Genomic DNA, 21,724 nt, shown 5'->3' with positions numbered 1-21,724 from the left:
GGGGAATCAGCTTACGGCTTCTGCCTCGTCGCCGTCTTCATCCTTGCGATGTGCCCAATGATACAGAGCAGGCAGTACCAGCAAGGTCAACGCGGTGGAGGACAGAATCCCGCCAATCACCACCGTTGCCAGCGGCCGTTGAACCTCGGCACCTGTACCGGTGGCCAAGGCCATCGGAATGAAGCCCAGGGAAGCCACCAGCGCAGTCATCAGCACAGGTCGCAGTCGGGTCAGAGCTCCTTCGTCAACGGCCTGCCTGAGCGTTCGTCCCTCTTCTCGCAACCCGCGAATGAAGGCAATCATCACCAGGCCGTTCAGTACCGCGACGCCGGAGAGAGCGATGAAGCCTACCCCTGCCGAGATCGAGAGCGGGATATCACGCAGCCAAAGGGCCACGACCCCGCCAGTGAGAGCGAATGGAATACCGGTGAAGACCAGCATGCCGTCCTTCAGGTTGTTGAACATCAAGAACAGCAAGGTCATTACCAGCAGCAAGGCTACTGGTACCACAATCTGCAGGCGCTTGGCTGCAGACTGCAACTGCTCGAACTGGCCGCCCCAACTGGTCCAGTAACCTGCTGGGATTTCCACTTTCGTTGACAGGGTAGATGCCGCCTCATCAACGAACGACCCAAGGTCACGGCCCCGAACGTTGGCGCTTACAATAACCAAGCGCTTACCGTTCTCGCGGCTGATCTGGTTCGGGCCCAACTGCAAGTCCAGCTTAGCGACCTGCGAAAGTGGAATGAAACCGATCTGATTGGCGCCCTGAGCCGCATTGGCAGGCACAGGAATCAACAAGCTAGACATACCCGCGACGTCGGTACGTACGGCCTCAGGCAGGCGCACCACCATGTCGAATCGGCGATCACCCTCGTACAACGTTCCCGCTGTACGACCACCCACAGCAATCGCGATCGAATTCTGCACGTCCGCAATGTTCAGGCCGTAGCGTGCTGCTTTTTCCCGGTCGATGTTAATGGTCAGCACTGGCAGACCTGTGGTCTGCTCAACCTTGACCTCCGAGGAGCCTGGTACCGCTTTGAGCGCTGCGGCGATCTTATTGGCCGTGCTGTTGAGCACATCCATGTCGTCACCATAAACCTTCACCGCAACATCGCTGCGCACCCCGGAGATCAGTTCGTTGAAACGAAGCTGGATAGGCTGGGAGAGTTCATAGTTACTGCCCGGGACACTGGCTGCCGCCTTTTGAACCTCGGCAATGAGCTCCTCCCGCGACTTGTCGGGATCGGCCCATTGGTCCTTTGGTTTGAGCATGACGTAAGCATCGGAGATATTCGGTGGCATTGGGTCAGAGGCGATTTCAGCCGTACCGGTTCGGCCGAACATACGCTCAACTTCCGGTACCTGCTCGATGACTGCTTTTTCCAAACGCTCCTGCATGTCCACCGACTGGCTGAGGCTAGTACCAGGTACGCGCAAGGCTTGAAGAGCGAAGTCCCCCTCACTGAGACTTGGGATGAACTCGCTCCCCATGCGACTGGCAAGTACACCGCTGAGAACGACCAGTGCTAGTGCGGCGGAGAAAGCGATATTCCGATGCCCAAGCACCCACTGCAGCACAGGCTCATAACGCAGCCGCGCAGTGCGCATAACAACGCCCTCTTCCTCCTTGACCTTGCCAGTGACGAACATGGCGATCGCTGCCGGCACGAAGGTAACGGAGAGGATCATTGCACCCAATAGCGCCATCACAACGGTGAATGCCATGGGGTGGAACATTTTGCCCTCCACGCCGGTGAGGGCGAAGATGGGCAGGTACACCACCATAATGATCAGCTGCCCGAAGATCAGTGGCCGACGCGCTTCGCGGGCAGCGGCAAAGACCTCATGGAAGCGTTCGGTTTTGGTGAGCATACGGCCATGTTTGTGCTGCGCATGGGCCAATCGACGGATCGCGTTCTCCACGATAACCACGGCCCCATCTACGATGATGCCGAAGTCGAGTGCTCCCAGACTCATCAGGTTGGCACTGACCTTGTTGTTGAACATGCCAGTGAAGGTGAACAGCATGGAGAGTGGGATGACCATCGCGGTAATCAGCGCAGCACGGATGTTGCCGAGGAACAGGAAGAGGATGGCGATAACCAGGATCGCGCCTTCCACCAGGTTCTTCTTCACCGTCGCAATGGCTTTTTCAACCAAGTTGGTACGGTCGTAAACGGTGACGGCAACCACGCCCTTTGGCAGGGTACGGTTGATATCCGCGAGCTTCGCGGCGACAGCTTGGGACACAGTACGGCTGTTCTCACCGATAAGCATAAACACGGTACCGAGCACGACCTCGCGGCCATTCTCGGTAGCAGCACCCGTACGGAGCTCTTTACCGATACTGACGTCGGCAACATTGCTGATGCGAATCGGTGCACCATCCACACTGGTGATTACGATGCTGGCGATGTCTTCGATATCGCGGACTTGGCCAGGTGCACGGATGAGCAGCTGCTCGCCATTACGCTCGATGTAACCGGCGCCGACGTTGGCGTTGTTGCTTTCCAACGCTGCGACCAAATCATTCAGGGTCAGCTTGTAGGTAGCCAGGCGCTTCGGATCCGGGGCAACAAGGAACTGTTTGGCAAAGCCACCGATGGTGTTGATCTCTGCAACGCCGGGTACGTTGCGCAGCTGAGGCTTGATGATCCAGTCCTGGATCACCCGCAGGTCGGTGGGCGTGTAGGGCGTACCGTCTTCTTTGACCGCGCCATCTTCGGCTTCTACGGTCCACAGGAAGATCTCCCCGAGCCCGGTGGATACCGGCCCCATGACAGCTTCTACACCCTCTGGCAGCTGTTCCTTGGCAACCTGCAGCCGCTCGTTAATCAGCTGGCGGGCAAAGAAAATGTCGGTGCCATCCTTGAAGATCACGGTGACCTGAGACAGGCCAGAGCGAGACAGGGAACGGGTCTGCTGAAGGCCTGGAAGACCAGCCATGGCTGTTTCAACTGGAAACGTGATCCGCTGCTCAGTTTCCAATGGGGAATAGCCAGGCGCTGCAGTATTGATCTGCACCTGGACGTTGGTGATGTCAGGAACGGCATCGATCGGCAGTTTCTGGTAGCTGTAGATGCCGATACCGGCCATGATCAGGACAGCGATCATCACAACGATCCGCTGTTCAATGGCAAATCTGATGATACGTTCAAACATGAGAAATCATCCTGTCAGTTCGCATCAGTGACTGTGCTCGGCAGAGGCTTTGCCGAGCTCAGACTTGAGTGTGAAGCTGCCATTGGTAGCCACTTGAGCGCCCGCTTCGATGCCGTCCGTGATTTCCACGTACCCACTGTCACGGCGGCCCAGCTTTACTGGGCGGGTGTCGAAGCCCTCGGCGGTGCGTACGAAGACCGATGGTTTGTCCTCAACGGTCTGCACGGCGTGTTCCGGGACAGCCACCGCCACGCGATCAGTCTGGGACGTGACTGCGATGTTCACGAAAAGACCAGGACGCCAGGCCCCGTTGGGATTGGTCAACGTAACGCGGACGGTCGCTGCTCGGTTTTGCTCGCCCAACAGGCTGCCGACATAACCCACCTTGCCCTCGACCTCCACGTTCATGTCAGGTGAGGAAACCTTCACGGCGCGGCCGGTAGTGACCTTGGCCAAATCGGTAGGCGGTACAGCGAAAGTGGCCCAAACTTGGTTAAGGTCGGACAGAATAAAGGCGTTAGTCGCCTCGCTGACGACTTCCCCGACGGTCAAGTGTTTCTCCACCACTACGGCGTCAAAGGGAGCCCTGAGTTCGTAACGGTTACCGCCTACCGAATTGACCGAGGCACCGATCGCGCTGACTTTTTGCTTGGCGTTGGCCAGAGAGATTTCGGCTTCCTGCAGCGCCTGGCGAGCCTGGAGGTAGTCCTGCTCCGCAGAAATCTTGTCCTGCCAGAGCTGCTTCTCTCGGCTAAAAGTCACGCGCGCAAGTTCGACACGACGCTGAGCGGCTTGTTGCTCGCTGCGCAGGTCAGAGATCTGCTGGCTGGCAATCACCGCAAGGACTTGACCCTTCTTGACGGACTCACCCAAATTCGCCTGGACTGTTTCGACAACGCCTGGAACGCGAGGAACAACGTGCGCAGTGCGGTCCTCGTCAAAACGAATCTCACCCGGGAAGCTCACGACGGTTCCCAAATCACGAGGCGCTGCCGATTCCAGAGTCACGCCAGCTGCTTTGATCTGTTCAGCACTAAGGGTTAGCTTACCTTCTTCCTCACCGCCCTCTTCACTGTGGCCCTCCTCGCCATGACCTTCTTCACCGTGCCCATCTTCACTATGCTCCGCTTCACTGTTCTCTTTGTTAGCTGATCCGGCCTTCTTGTCATGGCCATGACCATCGTCAGCACCATGTTCTGCGTTAGTCGCCGCTTGTTGATCGGAACTGCTGTTCCAGGCGAGGCTGCCAAATCCAAGGATTGCCACAGCGGCTACCGCGAGGGCGATCTTGCGTTTGTTTTCCATTGCTACTCCTGCTGATCGTAGGCACCGGCAGGTTTAAACGCCGAGTGCCGAGAAAAATGTATGCCCCGTTCAGCGTGCGCCGGCGGTCGAGCCTACTTCGCCATAAACCCTTTCTACTTGCGCACGCGCATTGGTCGCCGCTGCCAGCGAGTCGAGATACTGGCCACGAGCAAGGATCAAGGTGCGCTGGGCGTCCAGTACTTCGATAAAGCCGAATTTCCCCATCTCGAATCCGCGGGTTGCGGTATCCACGGCCTGCTGGGCTGAGGGCAGAATGGTCTTGTCGTAGGACTCAACTTCTTGCATGGCGGTGGACCACTGGTTCAGCGCGGTTTGGGTTTGGGCGCGCAGTCTCAACTCGACAGCGTTACGCAGGTCGCGGGCCTGATCGGCACGTCGAGAAGCGGAAAGAATGTTGCCTTGGTTACGATCAAACAGCGGCAAAGGCATGGACAGACCAACGACATTGACTCGCTCGCGCACCGAGCGGTCGTACTGGCTACCCACGCTTACCGTGAGGTTTGGAATACGCTGAGCTTTTTCTGCGCCAAGCGAGGCATCGCTCTTATCAATCTCCACCACTGCCTGCCGCATTTCCGGAGTCTGATCGAGCTTTGCCAGCAACTCTTCAGTGCGCGGCGGCAAGCCAGGAGACAAGGTTGGTGATTCAAGGCGATCGAATATGGTCACAGAACTCCCCGTGACTTGGGCGAGTTGCTGGTAAGCATTCGCTTTTTCCGTTTCGGCGCGACGGACCTGCAACCGGGCTTCAGCCAGTTGAACCTGGGCGCGGGTAGCCTCCACAGGTGAAGATTTACCTGCGCGAACTCGACCATCGACAATGCGAAGGCCGCGCTCAGTAAGTTCAAGGGATTGTTTAGCGAGGTCGAGTCCGGTTTGGGCTCGTAATGCAGCGTAAAACGCCTGCACGACGTCTGCACGCAGACCATTCACGCGTCGGTCCAGTTCCAGTTGTGCAACACTCTGGCCGTATGTGGCGACATCTACGCGGGCTCCCCGCTTACCACCGAGCTCCAAGGTCTGACTTAGCGTAACGGTCGTTGTGCTGGTGTTACGCCGTGTGTCCTCCATCTCATACGAGATTTCGGGGTTTGGAATCAGCCCGGCTTGCTTGCGCGCACCGTCCGCGATGCCGATTTCCTGACGTGCCGCCGCGAGGTCTGGGTTGGCATCCATTGCCGTCGACAGCGCTTGGGGCAAGCTGATGCTTTGGGCAAATGCGGTGGGTGCCAGCAACCCGGAAATCACCGCACAGAGAGCGGCAATTTTCCACGGTGAGACGTAGGTCTTGGATAAGACATTGCGGTTATACCGGAGCACTTTCTTGGTCCTCGTGCACAAACTTCGTTAGCTTGGCCAGAACGCCGAAATAGCTGCCAAGCCCCACTGGATTAGGTGATGGCACTCTAAAGAGCGGTAGCTATCAGAGGGGTGGCTAGAAAATTACAATTTCGTAAGAAAAGCTTGTAATGCCCGAAAACGCTGATGACACAGTCGAACCACCGAATTTCATTGCGAACGCGAGAGATGGCTAGCATGCGGCGTCAATGACCAAAATAACGACCAGATGACGAAATTGTAATTTTCCTATCACCATCCCGTTATCTTCCGCCTGCAAATATGAGCTCGGCGCTACGCGAGGCGCGCCGCCGGCTCAGAACTTATAACGACACCCGCGCCGGAAAACATAATAAAAACTGCCGTAAATCAAAGGAGCATCGGATGAAAATCAAAGTACCACTGTATTTGGCGGCAGTTTCGGCGCTGTCTGGAAGCTATGCAGTTACTGCTCAAGCTGAAGATAAGCCCGAAGGTTTCATCGAAGGTAGCAGCCTTACAGTGCTCAACCGCAACTTCTATTTCAATCGTGATAACCGCGACAGCTCAGCTCCCACTTACAACAGCGGCAAGGGCAACACCAATGGCTACTCCGAGGCCTGGGCGCACGGGATCATCACCAAATTCAACTCTGGTTTTACCCAAGGGACGGTCGGCGTTGGTGTTGATGCCTTTGCCATGATAGGGCTTAAGCTCGATACTGGTGACGGGCGCAACGGCGGTCGTAGTTCATTCGACGTCATGCCTGTTGATAACAAAGGCGAAGCTCGCGACGAATACACCAAGGTTGGCGGGGCGGCTAAAGTTCGCTTGTTTGATACGGTCGTGAAAGTGGGTGATGTTTTCCCGTCGACGCCAGTTGTTGCATCAGGCGACTCGCGCCTGTTGCCTGAAAGCTTCCGCGGTGTGACCGTTGAGAACACCAGCATCCAGGGCCTCACCCTGCAGGGTGGCCGACTGCATGCGATGAGCCAGCCGGTCTCCAGCAATCTGAATGATAACTTCGCAACTTTCTACGGTGGCCCGGTTAACTCGCCTTGGGTAGGCTACGGTGGCGGTGATTACGCGATCAACGATAACTGGACCGTGAGCGTATACGCCAGTCAGTTGAAAGAAGTCTGGAACCAGTACTACGCTGGCACCAGCTTCGCCTATCCACTGAATGACGACCTTGCGCTGATTGGCGGCTTCAACTATTACAAAGCCGTGGATGAAGGGAAGCAGCGCCTAGGCGAGTTTGACAACGATATCTGGAGTGCCAAGGTCGGGGTCCGTTACGGCGCTCACACCCTGGCCCTGTCGCACCAACGCAACAACGGCGACGATGATTTCGACTACCTGCGTCAGTCAGACTCGATTTTCGTCGACAACTCTATCCAGTACAGCGACTTCAACTCGCCGAAAGAGCGTTCCTGGATGCTGCGCTACGACCTGAACTTCACCAGCTACGGCATTCCTGGTCTGACGTTCATGACCCGCTACGCCAGAGGCTCGGGCGCAGACTACTCGAACGCCAACCAGTTCTACATGCGCACCGACGCCAACGGTGATCCGCTCACCAATCAGAAACGTTGGGAGCGTGACGTAGAGGTTAAATATGTCGTGCAAACTGGTCCAGCAAAAGACCTGTCCTTCCGGTTGCGCCAGGCCACCACGCGTGCCACTGCATTCGAATCGGATCTGGATGAAACTCGTGTGATCATTGAGTACCCGCTTTCGATCCTGTGATTCTCTAAGGGGATCAGTTTATTCGTAAACTGGTCTCTTCAGAAAAATGTGCATTACGAATTCACCTTGAGTGGCTTAAGTGCTCCTTTGGTAAAAGGTGGATATTTGGCGCCCTTTGGGCGCCTTTTTTTTACCTAAAATTCAATCAACCGTTCGAGTGTACGCATTGCATGCCGGTGAAACTCATGGCTGCACCAATGACCAGTTTCCTCGACATGAGTAACTTCGCCGTCATCTGAACGGAACAAAGTCAACACAAAGAAGAAAACAACCACATACTTCATAAGGTCAAATTACCTATTGGAGAGAGGGCCCGCACCTGTCAAACCCAAACCGCGAAAAGATATACCTCCAGACTATCAATCATATTACCTGGAAATTACAAATCCGTCATTTAGGCCCCGCCCAGCTCATTTTGATTTACCATTCCTTTCAATAATGCCGGCGCGCGTGCGCGGTTAATTGCTCAGTGATATCGAGACACAATCCCATGCGAATTCTGGTAATTGAGGACGAAGTAAAAACTGCGGAATATGTGCGTCAAGGCCTTACAGAATGCGGTTATGTCGTCGATTGCGTGCATACCGGGTCAGATGGGCTATTCCTAGCCAAGCAACACGAATACGAGTTGATTATTCTTGATATCAATCTGCCAGAAATGGATGGGTGGCAGGTACTTGAGCTTTTGAGGCGTAAAAATTGCCCCTCCCGCATCATGATGCTCACGGCGAGAAGTCGTTTGGCAGATAAGGTCCGGGGTTTGGAGAACGGTGCAGATGACTACCTGATCAAACCATTTGAGTTCCCAGAACTGCTAGCCCGGGTTCGCGCCTTAATGCGCAGGTCTGAACACCCTGCATCTGTGGAGATCATTCGTGTCGCTGACCTGGAGCTAGACCAGAGCCGTCACAGGGCCTTCAGGGACGGCCAGCGTATTGATCTGACGACGAAAGAGTTTGCACTTCTGCACTACCTAATGCGCAATACCGGCGTGGTGCTCAGCCGCACACAGATCATCTCACAGGTCTGGGATATGAACTTCGACTGCGATACAAACGTTGTAGAAGTGTCGATTCGAAGACTTAGAGCCAAGATCGATGACCCTTTCGAGACGAAGCTGATCCATACGCTTCGCGGTGTGGGCTATGTGCTTGAGAAGCGTTGATCGCCCGCTACTTAGTCATGAAAACAGAGCCAGGGATCATGCATGTAAGTCGAGCCATACTGTTTTTGACCCTTAGCGCGCGTTTCCTCACTAAACGTATGAGGTGTGCTGGACATAAGGTGCGCCGGCGATGAGGTTAACCTCCCGACTACAGCACCAAGCAGGCTCAGTCGCCGCTCAACGATGATGGCGCCCGCCGGCTTTTCTGGTTCGTTGCAGGGCTACTCACGGTCATTGCCTTCGTCATGGCCACCCTCTCTGTGCATCTTCTCACCTCGCTCAAGGAACTTGGCCTTCCAACGGTCACGGTGTTGGCGGTGGGGATGGTCCTTGGGCCGGCCCAGGTGGTGGCAAGAGTATTGGAGTTCTCGCTTGCTCGGCATCTTCACCCAACCTGGTCGGCCGTGCCGGCGTGTTGGTGAGCTTCATCGGCATCTGCTTATTCATTCCTCGCGTGCCTTGGCTGGCATTCCCTGCAGCAGCGCTGTAGGGCGCCGGCATCGGGATTCTCACTATTGCCAGAGTCATCTTGCCTCTGGTGCTGTTTGGCAAGGGTATCGCGCACGCATGGGAGCATTAGCTCGCCCAATGGTCTTGGCGCAGGCCACGGGGCCGTTTGCTACGGCCTTTGTGCTGAGTACTCAAGGCGCACCTGTGCTCTTGCTCATGGCGGCGATGGTCGCTGTCGCGCTAGATAGCAGTTTCAAACTGCCCCTCAACCCAGTGCAACGTAGGTGAAGCTGGTGATTCTGCCCTCAAATCGGGGTGCCCGCTAGATTTCCCCCCTAGCTTTGCCTTTGACTCTGCCTGGGGGTATACCGCCAGGGGATAATCGGCCTGCTTTGTCTTTGCGGATTGCCCTGCCAATTGACGGGGCCTACATAAGCCGTTTCTAATGCCCTCGACGTAGAACCATTCGCTCCGGCCGAAGCTGGCTGGTGGGCGTGAGCCAAGAGGCGTATCCTACAAATGCTTGCTCCGAGACTTGTTGGCCTACAGCCTCCCCTTGGAGACATCTGATAGCCCGCCGCCGAGGCGGGCTTCTTGTTACCAGATCCGTAAGGCAGCGCCTTTGTTGGCAGCTGCCCAAGCTAGGCTCCGCCAGAGCGCATGCTCATCACCAGCGGTCTACACGTCTCCTTAGCCCGACGGGAGACTGGGCGAGATATGCTTACGCAGCCATTGCTTCGCAGGATGCTGCACAGGCCATACAGGCCTGTGCGCAATGCTGACAGTGGTCTGCCTTATGCTTACCGCACTCCTCCCCGCAAGCGCGGCAAATCCTGGCGCAAAGTGCACAAAATTCGTTGGCGAGCATGCTTTCTCGTGCCATCAAGGTAGCCGCCAGCTTGCACATATCTGCGCAATCCCTGTCCAGCTTGATGCAGTCAGCCATCATTTTTACATCTTGTTCTTGCAGGCAGGCTGCCGCGCAGCCTTCACAGGCCAGCGCACAGCGCAGGCATTCCGAGATGCATTCTTCAAAGCGACTGGTCATGGTCATATCTCCGGTATCGGGTCGATGTGATGCCAATGCACCGTCTCATGACGGTATGTAGCGTTCGACCTGACGGGTTCCTGAAGATTGATTACATTTCTGTAAGCTTGTCCGAATCATCTCGTGTGAAGGCCTGCCCAATCATTCAAGGCTGGAGAGTCATTGTTCCTGGATGCTCACGATCCTCGCGGTGCTTCCTTCCATACGGAACCCAAATTTCACCTTGTCTCCTACGTTCAAGCCCTTCAGATGCGCAGGTTCAGCTTGGAAACCCATGGTCATTGCCGGCCATTTGAGCTCTGCTACCGGGCCGTGCGCCAAGGTGATTTTCCCGCTTTGAGGATCCAGCGCCTTTATTGTCCCCTCAGCATGCGCAATGGGTGCCGCCTGGCTGCCTTGGTCACCCTCGGCGGAGGCTGGCATTTTCTTCATGTCCATACCATCCATGTCCTGGGCATGCACACTGGCGGCGAAAGCTGTGACCAGGCCTGCGATGACAATTAGCTTTTTCATTGGATTTCTCCTGAGAGGTTGGGGGTAGTTACAGCAAGTTCGCGGCGACGGATCAGCCAGTACGCCGCAGGGATTACAAAAAGTGAAAGCAAGGGGGCGGTGAGCATGCCGCCCACCATGGGCACCGCGATGCGGCTCATGACCTCGCTGCCGGTACCGCTGCTCCAGAGGATGGGCAGCAGGCCTGCAACGATGACCGCCACAGTCATTGCCTTGGGCCTGATGCGTTGCACCGCGCCCTCACGGATCGCGTCGAGCAGCGCTGTTCGTGTGGTTTCGCCTTTGGCCTGACGCTCAGCCCAAGCGTTATTCAGGTAGATGAGCATGATCACTCCGAACTCCGCCGCTACGCCGGCCAGGGCAATGAAACCAACGCCTGTGGCCACCGACAGGTTGTAGCCCAGCAGGTACAGCAGCCAAACGCCTCCGGTCAGCGCGAACGGTAGTGTGCCCATGATGAGCAACGCCTCACCGAGGCGCCCAAAGGTCAGGTAGAGCAGCACGAAGATGATGGCCAGCGTCGCCGGCACCACCCAGGCCAGACGGGCATTCGCCCGCTCCAGGTATTCGAACTGGCCGGAGTAGCTCAAGCTCATGCCTGGATCGAGCTTCACCTCGCTGTTGATCGCCTGACGAAGGTCTGCCACAACAGACGATAGATCCCGGCCGCGCACATCGATGTACACCCAACCCGAGGGGCGAGCATTCTCGCTCTTCAGCATGGGCGGGCCATCAGCGATACGTATGCGGGCCACGCTGCCGAGCGTCAGCTGACCGCCCTGCGAGGTGTAGATCGGCAGCTGACGCAACGCCTCCACGGAATCACGCCATTCGCGTGGATAGCGCACGCTGATGGGATAGCGGGCCAAGCCTTCAACCGTTTCTCCAATGGTTTCGCCACCAATGGCGCCAGCCACGAGGGCCTGTACGTCGGTGATGTTCAGACCGTAACGGGCAGCGGCATGGCGATCGATATCCAGATCAATGTAGCGGCCACCAGTCAAACGCTCTGCCAGCGCCGAAGTCACTCCAGGCACCTTTTTCGCGGCCCGCTCCACAGCGAGAGTGGCCCGGTCTATCTGGTCCAGGTCGCTGCCGGCCACCTTGACGCCGATCGGGCTCTTGATGCCGGTGGCCAGCATATCGATGCGGTTGCGGATGGGCGGGATCCAAATGTTGGTCAGCCCAGGCACACGCACAGTGCGATCAAGCTCCTCGATGAGCTTGTCCGTGGTCATTCCTGGACGCCATTCACTCTTGGGCTTGAGCCGAACGGTGGTCTCGAACATCTCCAGCGGTGCCGGGTCGGTAGCGGACTCGGCGCGGCCGGCTTTACCAAAGACACTGGCCACTTCGGGAACGGTTCGAATCAGACGATCCGTTCGCTGCAACAGCTCTGAAGCTTTCTGCGCCGAGAGTCCAGGCAAGGCTGAAGGCATGTAGAGCAGATCACCTTCATCGAGCGGAGGAAGGAACTCGCCCCCGAGATGGTTCAAGGGCCACAGACTGCTGAGCAGGATGAGCAATGCTCCAGCGAGGGTAACCAGAGGCCGGCGCAGGACGACCTCCAATGCCGGACGGTACAGCCGGATGAGGCCTCGGTTGAGCGGGTTGCGCTGTTCCGCAGGCAGTGGCCCTCTGATCCAGTACCCCATCAGCACCGGAATCAGGGTCACCGATAGCGCAGCCGCCGCTGCCATTGCGTAGGTCTTGGTAAACGCTAGGGGTGCAAAGAGTCGCCCTTCCTGGGCTTGCAGCGTGAACACCGGGATGAACGAAAGCGTGATGATCATGAGGCTGAAGAACAGTGCCGGCCCTACCTCGACGGCCGCCTCCGTCATTACCCTCCAATGCGCTTCGCCTCGCAACGGCTGATCAGGATGTCGGGCATGCCAAGCCTCAACGCGTTTGTGGGCGTTCTCGATCATGACCACGGCAGCATCCACCATCGCGCCGATGGCAATTGCTATACCGCCGAGTGACATGATGTTGGCGTTGATACCCTGATGACGCATGACGATCAGCGCTATCAGGATTCCCACGGGCAGCGAAACGATAGCCACCAATGACGAGCGCAGGTGCCAGAGAAAGGCTGCGCATACCAACGCCACTACCACGAATTCCTCGATCAGCTTGTGACTGAGGTTCTCCACGGCACGGTCGATCAACTGGCTGCGGTCGTAGACGGTGACAAGTTCCACCCCGGCTGGCAGGGCTTTCTTCAGGGTTTCGAGCTTGGCCTTGACGTGCGCGATGGCCTCACGAGCATTCTTCCCGCTGCGCAGGATCACCACCCCTCCTACGGCTTCGCCGAGGCCGTCCAGTTCGCCTATGCCTCTGCGGGCTTCCGGACCTATCTGCACCGTAGCGACGTCGCCTAATGTCACCGGCACGCCCTTGGTAGCCAGTCGCAGCGGTATCGCTCTGAAATCATCCAGCGATCGCAGGTAGCCGGCCGCACGTACCATGAACTCCGCTTCGCCCTGCTCCAGTACACCGCCACCGGTCTCCTGGTTGGCCTTGCCTATAGCCTCAACCACCTCAGCCTGGGTGATACCGAGGCTGGCCATACGCAGCGGATCGAGAACGACTTGGTACTGCTTGACCATACCGCCGATGGTGGCCACCTCAGCGACATCCGGCAGGGTTTTGAGCTCATAGCGCAGGAACCAGTCCTGCAGGCTGCGCAGTTGCGACAGGTCATGGCCGCCGTTGCGATCGACCAACGCATACTGATAAATCCAGCCCACCCCGGTGGCGTCAGGGCCCAGTACCGGCTTGGCTGCCGCAGGTAATCGCGATTGCGCCTGGCTCAGGTACTCAAGCACCCGTGAGCGCGCCCAATACAGATCGGTGCCGTCCTCGAACAGCACATAGACGAAGCTGTCACCGAAGGCGGAGAAGCCGCGAACCGTTTTGGCCCCCGGAACCGAGAGCATGGTAGTGGTCAGCGGATAGGTCACCTGATTCTCAACGATCTGGGGAGCCTGGCCTGGGTAGGACGTGCGGATGATCACCTGCACGTCCGACAGGTCGGGCAAGGCGTCGATTGGTAGGCTACGCACCGAGACGAAGCCCCATGCCACCAGAAACAGCGTGGCGAGGAGCACCAGCACACGGTTGCCTACCGACCAGCGGATCAGTTTGGCAATCATGGTTGGCCCTCCAACACTTTGATCTGCTCAACTACCATGCCCTCGTCGCGTTCGCGTATGCCAAAGCGAATCTGCGCACCGATCTTGAGGCCATCAAGGAGAGACTGCTCAGCCACAGGGAAGGTCATGGTCATCCCTGGCATGCCCAGGGTGATGAAAGGACCGTGGGCAACGGTGAGCTGGGTGCCGTCTATCTGCACGACACGGCCATCCGCTTCATGCAGGGCTGGCCCCGCATTAGGCTGACTATCCTGCACCGTCGCCGCCTCGATGCCTTTCAAATTAGCGTCGGAGTCCAACAGGAATTGCCCGGACGCGACGATGCGCTGTCCTGCCTGAAGACCCTGCAACACCGCAACTTGGCCTTTGCTCTCCTGGCCCAACACGACTTCCACCGGCCGGAAGCGACCACCGTCTTCAGCCAGCATCACCAGGTCTCGCTTGCCGGTGCGGATGACCGCCTCGGCAGGCACCAAGAGGCTTTGCTCGGCAGACTCGCCGGGATGGAGAGCCACTTGAGCGGTCATCCCAGGACGAAGCCGCCCATCTCGGTTGGGCAACTCGATACGCAGGCGCAACGTGCGGCTCTGCAAATCGGCATCGGCCAATAGCGCAGTCAACTTGCCCGGTATGGGATCGCCTGGGAACGCTGGCAATTGCGCCTGCACAGGCTGGCCTTCGCGAAGGCCTTGAGCCTGGGCTTCCGGCACAGCCGCTTCTAGCCAGACGTTGGCCACTCCATTGATCCTTGCCAAAGTAGCCCCCGGCGTCAGCGTCATGCCGGGTCGCAAATCGAGAGCCTGGATTACACCGGCAGTGGGTGCGGAGAGTGTGACCGAGAGCTGCACCTTCCCAGTGCTCGCGACCCGGTTGATCAGGTCGGCCGGCATGCCGGCGAGCACGAGCCGCTGTCGTGCCGCCGCCGTCAGCTGAGCGTCACCGGAATGCCGCAGCGCCAGATATTCCTCCTGCAAACCAGCCCACTCCGGGGTCAGCACATCGGCGAGAGGAGCGCCTTTGGCAACGATGTCGCCCGTCGCTCGGCCATAGACGCGTTCGACGTAACCGCCAGTTCTGGCCTGCAACACACTGAAGTCGCGTTCGTCGAACGTCAGAACGCCGCTCACACTCAGGGTCCGTTCCAGCCGGCCAGCCGTCACCGTTGCCAATCGAATGCCAAGGTTTTGCTGGAGCCCAGCCGAGACCTGAACCGCAGGCTGCTCCTCGCCAGCCGTGTCATCCGAATACTTGGGCACGAGCGGCATGTCCATGAACGGCGATTTTCCGGGCGCCGGGAAGTGCTGCTGGGGATACATCGGGTCGTACCAGTACAGCGCTTTTTTTTCCTCACCTACTGGCTGCGATGGCGAATACGCACCTCTTCCACCTATCCAGAAGCCCGCGCCTATCCCAATAGCAAGGGCAGCAGCCACGAGCAAACCAATCGACCTATTTCTCATGCCCGCACCTCTCCATAAACGAAATGCAGACGCGCTGCTGTTGCCGCCAACTGTCCTTGCAGGTCCACATCCTGTAGCAGTGCTTCCACACGCTGCCGGCGTGCCGACAGCACTTCACTCAAGGGAGACTTACCGGCGCGGTAGTCCGCGAGAGCGAGGCGTACCCGGTCCTCGGCCAGGGGCAAAAGTGTTTCGCGACTGCGACGCACTGCCCGTTGCAAGCGGTGGTACTCGGCAAGGTCTGTTTCAAGCTGGGCTTGATGCTCGCGCAGGGCAGCGTCCTGCTCATCTTCCAATTGGCGAACTTGTGCGCGTCGTGCCGCAATCATCGGGTCTTGCCGTGAGCTGGTGAACAACGGCAACTGGAAGCTGACTTGCAGACTGACCATGTTGCTGAAGTCCGGGCCACGGCGCTGATAATCCACTCCCCAGGACCAATCCGATTTCTTTTCCGCCTGAGCCTGGTGTACCTGGGCCTGAGCCTCGCGTGTCATGGCGTTGTAGGTATTGAGCTCCGGATGGGCATGGACGGAGTGCAAGTATTCAGCTGCGTCTACAGGCCAGACAGGGAAGGTCGGCGCGCCTACTTCGGCGTCCTGCCCAATCCAGCGCTTCAGCGCGGCTCGCGCCTGAGCTGACTGACTCAATAGAACGTCTTTCTGCTCGTCCAACTGCGCGGCTTCTTGCTTGGGAGCCAGCGTATCGGCGCTGGAGCCTGCGCCTCCGGCCAAGCGGGCCCGCACCGTGGAAGCCAGCAGCTGGTTTTCTTTGTAGAAAGCGTCGAACTGTTCAAGCTTTCGCTGCACGGTGTACGCAGTAACCCAAGCCTGTGCGGTTGCCGCCCTAACCTTCAAGCGTTCGAAGATCGCCTCGGCATCGGCTCGCTCGACCGTGGCCTGCGCTGTCTCTATGCGAGCTTTGCGCTTGTCCCGGTTCGGTACTTCTTGGGACAGGCCAACCACCTGCATGGTCATGAAGTCTCTGTTCATGCTCCAGCGATCGGTGCCTTCAATCGGCAGGTTTTGTACCCCGAGATTCAGGCGCGGATCGGGTAGTTCGCCCGCTGGAATGACTGCGCTGCGCGCAGCTGATGCCTGCTCCTGGCGGGCCTGTAGAGAGGGAGCGTTGCGTTCAGCCAGTTGCAGCGCATCATCCAGCGACAGCGTTGCAGCCTGTGCCGAGACAGCCGGCAGCAGTATGAACAGGACGGCCATGGTTATCCGTCCCTGAAAACGTTGGGGAGTCATGAAAAATGATTCCTCGAAAGATCAGCGCCCAGGCGCGTGCCATCGCCCTGCTGCTAGGCGGAACGACGGTGTGAAATTAAGAGGGAATCAGACGCGGGGAGGCCGCCATGGATCGGGGGGAGAGCCTGTTGCTATGCCTACCGCGTAGGTATCGGCAGGTCGTGGCTTGGCAAAGGTGAGCCCAGGCGTCAGGAAGCTGAGCTGTACGGTACTGGCAGTCCTGCACTCCTGGCCGACCTTGCAGGATTTGGCGTGATCGCCGGCCTTGCCCAGGTCTTGGTCCTGGCAGCAGTCATGATCCATACCCGCCATCATTTCCATGCTCATCGCCTGCATTGGGCAAGGTTCAGTCGCCGAATCGATGCCCGCCATCCCGTTAAGCGGAAGCGCCACGATAAGCATCAGGATGGTGAGCAGTCGAATGAACCGATTCATGATGGGCGAGTATAGGTTACCGGGATGAGTTCAGCATTAAGGGGTTGGGGCTGCACTAACCAACCGCTTGGAGGCTGGGAGACTGATGAAGAATGTTGTGACACCCTCCGCTGAAGTACACCAGATTCGTCCGCTGTGAGCCTCGATGATAGAGCGGGTTATGGACAAACCCAGGCCTGCATTGCTTGGGCCGCCTTCGCGCCTGGCTGGATCGGCTCGATAGAATCGGTCGAAGATCTTGCCAATGTGCTGGGGATCGATGGTTACCCCGCTGTTACGCACGGAAAGCGTCACGCTTTCAGGCGTCTGCTCGATCTGCACTGATATCTCGTTGCCTTCCGGGGTGTAGCGCAACGCGTTGGATAGAAGGTTGGAAAGCGCTCGGTCAATCATCAGGCGATCGCCACGAACCTTACCCTGCCCGTGTAGGGTCAGCTGGATGCCTTGATCCTCAGCCAGGAACTGGTAGTACTCGAACAGCTTGGATACGAGTTCGGAGAGCTCCACATCGATCTGCTCGGGCACGATCAGACCATTATCCGCCTTGGCGAGGAAAAGCATGTCGTCGATCATGCGCGACATGCGCTTGAGGTCTTCCAGGTTCGAATAGAGGTTTTCTTCATAGGCATCCAGGTCACGCTTCTTGGTCAGCACCACTTCGGTATGGGTCAGAAGGTTGCTGACTGGCGTTCTCAACTCGTGAGCGATATCGGCAGAGAAGTTGGACAACCGAACGAATGCATCCTCCAACCGTCCCAGCATCCCGTTGAAAGACAGGATGAGCTCCTGAAGCTCAAGCGGTACGGGCTCCAGCGGAATGCGCTCGCGGAGCGATCTTGCCGACATCCCGGTGGCCACTTTGGTGATTTGCCCAACAGGCCGAAGCCCACTCTTGGCCACGACCCAACCCAAGCCTGCGCTCACAATCGCGCTGATCACCAGGCCGATGCCGAACCACCATTGCAGGGTGACAAAGAAATGCGCGTGAGTGGTGACATCGAGCATCAGCACGGCCGTCACCGGTTCCGGCTCGCCTGCAATGGTCAGCTGGGCGGTAATGCCGCGAAAGTTCTGCGATTCATCCTGCCATTCCCAGACCGCACCCCGGTGCGCCTGCTCGAATCGCTGAGGAATTTGGGAAGCTTTGGGGTCTGAATAAAGGACCGTACCGTCAGCCTTGGTGATTTTCGCCGACAAATCCTGATGTGCGCCGAGCAATGCCCGCAGCTGCTGCTCCTGATCGTGGAGCCCGCCTCGCGCTGCTGAGATGGACAGGATATGACGCGTTGACTCCAGCTTTTCGGAAAGCGCCTGCTCATCCAGCATCCGGAAATGGTGCTGACTGAGCCCGTAGAAAGCCACGCCAGCAACCACCAGAACAGCAGTCACCGCGAACATGAACATCAGGGTCAGTCGCTTGACGAGCGATGATTGCGGGCGCATCACTCCGGCACATCCATCATGTAGCCCATGCCTCGGGCGGTATGGATGAGCTTTGGCGCGAAGTCGTCATCAATCTTGGCCCGCAGTCGGCGAATCGCGACCTCGATCACGTTGGTGTCACTGTCGAAGTTCATGTCCCAGACCTGAGAAGCGATCAGCGACTTGGGGAGCACCTCGCCGCGTCGGCGCATGAGCAGCTCCAGCAGGGAAAACTCCTTTGCGGTAAGGTCGATCCGCTTGCCGTTTCGCGTAGCTCGACGCTTGAGCAGGTCTACCTCAAGGTCTGCCATCTTCATGGTGGTTTGAGCAGCACCACCGTTGCCTCTGCGCAACAACGTGCGAACCCGAGCCAGCAGCTCCGAGAACGCAAAGGGCTTCACCAGGTAATCATCAGCGCCCAGTTCCAAACCTTTCACGCGGTCGTCTACGCCGTCTCGGGCCGTCAAGAAAAGAACCGGCACATCCTGACCCGCCGCACGGATCTTGCGCAGGACATCCCAGCCATCGAGCCCCGGCATCATCACGTCGAGGATCAGCAAGTCATACGCTTCGCTCTGTGCCTGTTGCAGGGCGTCAGTGCCTGTCGTCACTCGGTCAACGGTGAAGCCAGCTTCTGTCAGACCTTGCTGGAGGTAGACACCGGTTTTTGGCTCATCTTCGGCTACGAGTAATTTCATCTGCTCTCATCCACGCGGGGTGCATCTCCAGTTTGCAGGAAAAAAGACGCCCAACCAGAAGCTGACGGAAAAGTAATGTCGAGATCAGTTTTCTGACAGCACCGCGAAGCTAACTTGACCCTGTACCTGACGCCATGAGGCGCAGAACCCACTGAGGATCTCCAGATGAACATGGTCAAAGCAATTGTGATGGTCGTTACCTTCGGCATGGCAGGCATCGCCCTGGCAGAGGGCGGCGCGGACCGGACCTTTGCGCGGATGGAAGCGGCTCGCCAAAGCTCCATGCAGGCCTACCAGGTTGCGCAGGAGAAGAAAGAGCAGGCCCCAGTCGCCGCCCAGTCGAGCAAGCACGCGGGCCACGAAAGCTGCTGATCCGAGCTTACAGAAATGTAATCACCCCGGAATCTGAACTATGGCAGTTTCAGACTACGGCCTCTCATCAGCCTCGCGTAGTGGCGAAAGTCTACGAGACTGGTGAGTGCTCCAATGAACCCAAGGGCTGCGCCATCGAGCAGCCTGGATATCAGCGATCTACCTGACTGGACGCAACGGCATGCAAAGCAAAACGACGAGACGATCTTTCGTCAAAGGCCTGGCCGCTACCGGAATTCTGGGTGGGCTCGGCATGTGGCGCGCGCCGGTCTGGGCCGTGTCCAGCCCTGGCCAACCGAACGTGCTCAGCGGCACGGACTTCGATCTGTATATCGGTGAACTGCCCGTCAACATAACGGGTGCAGCTCGTACGGCCATGGCCATCAACGGCTCCGTGCCAGGGCCGATCCTGCGATGGCGCGAAGGCGACACCGTGACGCTACGCGTACGCAACCGGCTGAAACAGGACACCTCCATTCACTGGCACGGCATCATCCTGCCCGCCAACATGGACGGTGTGCCGGGCTTGAGCTTCCACGGCATCGCTCCCGATGGCATGTACGAATACAAATTCAAGGTCCACCAGAACGGCACTTACTGGTATCACAGCCACTCAGGCCTCCAGGAACAGTCCGGGGTCTATGGGGCGTTGGTGATCGATGCCAAGGATCCGGAGCCGTTTGTGTACGACCGTGATTACGTCGTCATGCTCAGCGATTGGACGGATGAAGACCCGGCGCGGGTGCTCTCCAAACTCAAGAAGCAATCTGACTACTACAACTTCCACAAGCGCACTGTTAGCGACTTCGTTGACGATGTGAGCGAGAAAGGCTGGTCGGCCGCTGTAGCGGATCGGAAGATGTGGGCTGAAATGAAGATGAGCCCCACCGACCTCGCTGACGTGAGCGGGTATACCTACACCTACCTCATGAACGGCCAGGCTCCGAACGGCAACTGGACGGGACTCTTCAAGCCCGGCGAGAAGATCCGCCTGCGCTTTATCAACGGCTCGGCCATGACCTATTTCGATGTCCGGATTCCTGGGCTCAAGATGACGGTTGTGGCTGCTGACGGCCAGTACGTCAAACCCGTATCGGTCGATGAGTTCCGGATCGCCGTTGCCGAAACCTACGATGTCATCGTCGAACCTGAAAACGAGCAGGCCTATACGATCTTCGCGCAATCCATGGACCGTACCGGGTACTCCCGAGGCACCCTGGCAGTTCGTGAAGGCTTGCAAGCGCCCGTACCGGAGGTAGATCCACGCCCGATCATCGCCATGAGCGATATGGGCATGGACCACGGCAGCATGGGCGGAATGGATCACGGCGGCATGGCTGGCATGGACCAAGGGAACATGGCCGGCATGGATCACAGCAAGATGGCTGGCATGGACCAAGGGAACATGGCCGGCATGGATCACAGCAAGATGGCTGGGATGGACCATGGCAGCATGGCCGGCATGGACCACAGCAAGATGGCTGGAATGGATCACGGCAACATGGCCGGCATGGACCACAGCAAGATGGCTGGAATGGACCATGGCAACATGGCCGGCATGGACCACAGCAAGATGGCTGGAATGGACCACGGCAACATGGCCGGCATGGATCACAGCAAGATGGCTGGGATGGGTCATGAGGGCATGGCCGGCATGAGCGGTGCAATGCAGAGCCATCCGACTTCCGAGACCAACAACCCGTTGGTCGATATGCAGACCATGTCGCCGACCCCGAAGCTGAACGATCCGGGAATTGGCCTGCGCAACAACGGGCGCCGAGTGCTGACCTACGCCGATTTGCGGAGCACCTTCATCGATCCCGATGGTCGAGAGCCTGGACGCACAATCGAACTGCACCTTACCGGCCACATGGAGAAGTTCGCATGGTCGTTCGACGGTATCAAATTCTCCGACGCTGAACCGCTGCGGTTGAAATATGGCGAGCGTCTTCGCATCACCTTGGTCAACGACACCATGATGACTCACCCCATCCATCTCCACGGTATGTGGAGTGATCTGGAGGACGAGAACGGCAACTTCATGGTTCGCAAGCACACCATCGACATGCCACCTGGCTCAAAACGAAGCTATCGCGTCACCGCAGATGCCTTGGGACGTTGGGCCTATCACTGTCACCTACTGTTCCACATGGAAATGGGCATGTTCCGAGAAGTCCGTGTGGACGAATGAACTGGAGA

The 21,724-nt window shown here is 57.9% G+C and carries 15 protein-coding genes; 4 read left to right on the top strand and 11 right to left on the bottom strand.

Features of this window, described 5'->3' with window-relative positions:
• Positions 1–6: 6 nt before the first annotated feature.
• The 3 genes from C4Q27_RS11760 to C4Q27_RS11750 form a co-directional block, all read right to left on the bottom strand.
• The gene (locus tag C4Q27_RS11760) at positions 7–3,168 is read right to left on the bottom strand and encodes a CusA/CzcA family heavy metal efflux RND transporter (RefSeq protein ID WP_104886863.1); all 3,162 of its coding nucleotides are present in this window, start codon (positions 3,166–3,168) and stop codon (positions 7–9) included.
• A gap of 24 nt (positions 3,169–3,192) precedes the next feature.
• Positions 3,193–4,473 (bottom strand): efflux RND transporter periplasmic adaptor subunit, encoded by a 1,281-nt coding sequence (locus C4Q27_RS11755; protein WP_013974879.1) that lies wholly within the window; start codon positions 4,471–4,473, stop codon positions 3,193–3,195.
• A gap of 69 nt (positions 4,474–4,542) precedes the next feature.
• Positions 4,543–5,814 carry a TolC family protein gene (locus C4Q27_RS11750; RefSeq protein WP_080563836.1) on the bottom strand — a complete coding sequence of 424 codons (1,272 nt, stop codon included), beginning with the start codon at positions 5,812–5,814 and terminating at the stop codon, positions 4,543–4,545.
• Positions 5,815–6,216: 402 nt separating this feature from the next.
• On the opposite strand from C4Q27_RS11750, the gene C4Q27_RS11745 reads away from it, so the two are divergent.
• Positions 6,217–7,560, top strand: a complete 1,344-nt coding sequence (locus tag C4Q27_RS11745; RefSeq protein WP_013974881.1) for an OprD family porin — start codon at positions 6,217–6,219, stop codon at positions 7,558–7,560.
• A 490-nt stretch (positions 7,561–8,050) separates the two neighbouring features.
• A complete protein-coding gene (locus tag C4Q27_RS11740) occupies positions 8,051–8,725 on the top strand; it encodes a heavy metal response regulator transcription factor (RefSeq protein ID WP_013974882.1) in 675 nt (224 codons plus the stop codon).
• 1,171 nt (positions 8,726–9,896) lie between these two features.
• Here C4Q27_RS11740 and C4Q27_RS11730 read toward each other — a convergent pair.
• From C4Q27_RS11730 to C4Q27_RS11695, 8 genes are all read right to left on the bottom strand, one after another.
• Positions 9,897–10,223 carry a four-helix bundle copper-binding protein gene (locus tag C4Q27_RS11730; protein ID WP_104886862.1) on the bottom strand — a complete coding sequence of 109 codons (327 nt, stop codon included), beginning with the start codon at positions 10,221–10,223 and terminating at the stop codon, positions 9,897–9,899.
• A 159-nt stretch (positions 10,224–10,382) separates the two neighbouring features.
• Complete coding sequence (locus C4Q27_RS11725; RefSeq protein ID WP_104886861.1) at positions 10,383–10,736, bottom strand: copper-binding protein; 354 nt, start codon at positions 10,734–10,736, stop codon at positions 10,383–10,385.
• Entirely contained in the window at positions 10,733–13,891 is a 3,159-nt protein-coding gene (locus tag C4Q27_RS11720) for an efflux RND transporter permease subunit (RefSeq protein WP_104886860.1), read from the bottom strand. Before C4Q27_RS11720 ends, C4Q27_RS11725 begins: the two co-directional genes overlap by 4 nt.
• Entirely contained in the window at positions 13,888–15,351 is a 1,464-nt protein-coding gene (locus tag C4Q27_RS11715) for an efflux RND transporter periplasmic adaptor subunit (protein WP_039614981.1), read from the bottom strand. The genes C4Q27_RS11720 and C4Q27_RS11715 overlap by 4 nt, the downstream gene beginning before the upstream one ends.
• A complete protein-coding gene (locus C4Q27_RS11710) occupies positions 15,348–16,598 on the bottom strand; it encodes a TolC family protein (protein ID WP_104886859.1) in 1,251 nt (416 codons plus the stop codon). The genes C4Q27_RS11715 and C4Q27_RS11710 overlap by 4 nt, the downstream gene beginning before the upstream one ends.
• A gap of 87 nt (positions 16,599–16,685) precedes the next feature.
• Positions 16,686–17,033 carry a hypothetical protein gene (locus tag C4Q27_RS11705; RefSeq protein ID WP_104886858.1) on the bottom strand — a complete coding sequence of 116 codons (348 nt, stop codon included), beginning with the start codon at positions 17,031–17,033 and terminating at the stop codon, positions 16,686–16,688.
• 36 nt (positions 17,034–17,069) lie between these two features.
• Complete coding sequence (locus C4Q27_RS11700) at positions 17,070–18,476, bottom strand: heavy metal sensor histidine kinase (RefSeq protein ID WP_104886857.1); 1,407 nt, start codon at positions 18,474–18,476, stop codon at positions 17,070–17,072.
• A complete protein-coding gene (locus C4Q27_RS11695; RefSeq protein WP_104886856.1) occupies positions 18,476–19,153 on the bottom strand; it encodes a heavy metal response regulator transcription factor in 678 nt (225 codons plus the stop codon). The genes C4Q27_RS11700 and C4Q27_RS11695 overlap by 1 nt, the downstream gene beginning before the upstream one ends.
• A 165-nt stretch (positions 19,154–19,318) precedes the next feature.
• Here C4Q27_RS11695 and C4Q27_RS11690 point away from each other — a divergent pair, with 165 nt between their 5' ends.
• Positions 19,319–19,525 carry a co-regulatory protein PtrA N-terminal domain-containing protein gene (locus C4Q27_RS11690; RefSeq protein ID WP_019470284.1) on the top strand — a complete coding sequence of 69 codons (207 nt, stop codon included), beginning with the start codon at positions 19,319–19,321 and terminating at the stop codon, positions 19,523–19,525.
• Positions 19,526–19,706: 181 nt separating this feature from the next.
• Positions 19,707–21,716: a copper resistance system multicopper oxidase gene (locus C4Q27_RS11685; protein WP_104886855.1), complete on the top strand. Its 2,010-nt coding sequence runs from the start codon at positions 19,707–19,709 to the stop codon at positions 21,714–21,716.
• Positions 21,717–21,724 lie beyond the last annotated feature (8 nt).

Origin of the sequence: Pseudomonas sp. SWI36, assembly GCF_002948105.1 — a bacterium.
In the GTDB taxonomy this organism is placed as follows: Bacteria; Pseudomonadota; Gammaproteobacteria; order Pseudomonadales; family Pseudomonadaceae; genus Aquipseudomonas; species Aquipseudomonas alloputida.
This window is presented reverse-complemented; position numbering and strand designations above follow the sequence as displayed.

Excerpts from the sequence above, each read along its gene's own strand:
- C4Q27_RS11700 (WP_104886857.1), bottom strand. The coding sequence starts at position 18,476 with ATGCGCCCGCAATCATCGCTCGTCAAGCGACTGACCCTGATGTTCATG.
- C4Q27_RS11740 (WP_013974882.1), top strand. The coding sequence starts at position 8,051 with ATGCGAATTCTGGTAATTGAGGACGAAGTAAAAACTGCGGAATATGTG.
- C4Q27_RS11710 (WP_104886859.1), bottom strand. The coding sequence starts at position 16,598 with ATGACTCCCCAACGTTTTCAGGGACGGATAACCATGGCCGTCCTGTTC.
- C4Q27_RS11760 (WP_104886863.1), bottom strand. The coding sequence starts at position 3,168 with ATGTTTGAACGTATCATCAGATTTGCCATTGAACAGCGGATCGTTGTG.
- C4Q27_RS11715 (WP_039614981.1), bottom strand. The coding sequence starts at position 15,351 with ATGAGAAATAGGTCGATTGGTTTGCTCGTGGCTGCTGCCCTTGCTATT.
- C4Q27_RS11705 (WP_104886858.1), bottom strand. The coding sequence starts at position 17,033 with ATGAATCGGTTCATTCGACTGCTCACCATCCTGATGCTTATCGTGGCG.
- C4Q27_RS11690 (WP_019470284.1), top strand. The coding sequence starts at position 19,319 with ATGAACATGGTCAAAGCAATTGTGATGGTCGTTACCTTCGGCATGGCA.
- C4Q27_RS11745 (WP_013974881.1), top strand. The coding sequence starts at position 6,217 with ATGAAAATCAAAGTACCACTGTATTTGGCGGCAGTTTCGGCGCTGTCT.
- C4Q27_RS11725 (WP_104886861.1), bottom strand. The coding sequence starts at position 10,736 with ATGAAAAAGCTAATTGTCATCGCAGGCCTGGTCACAGCTTTCGCCGCC.
- C4Q27_RS11695 (WP_104886856.1), bottom strand. The coding sequence starts at position 19,153 with ATGAAATTACTCGTAGCCGAAGATGAGCCAAAAACCGGTGTCTACCTC.
- C4Q27_RS11730 (WP_104886862.1), bottom strand. The coding sequence starts at position 10,223 with ATGACCAGTCGCTTTGAAGAATGCATCTCGGAATGCCTGCGCTGTGCG.
- C4Q27_RS11685 (WP_104886855.1), top strand. The coding sequence starts at position 19,707 with ATGCAAAGCAAAACGACGAGACGATCTTTCGTCAAAGGCCTGGCCGCT.
- C4Q27_RS11720 (WP_104886860.1), bottom strand. The coding sequence starts at position 13,891 with ATGATTGCCAAACTGATCCGCTGGTCGGTAGGCAACCGTGTGCTGGTG.
- C4Q27_RS11755 (WP_013974879.1), bottom strand. The coding sequence starts at position 4,473 with ATGGAAAACAAACGCAAGATCGCCCTCGCGGTAGCCGCTGTGGCAATC.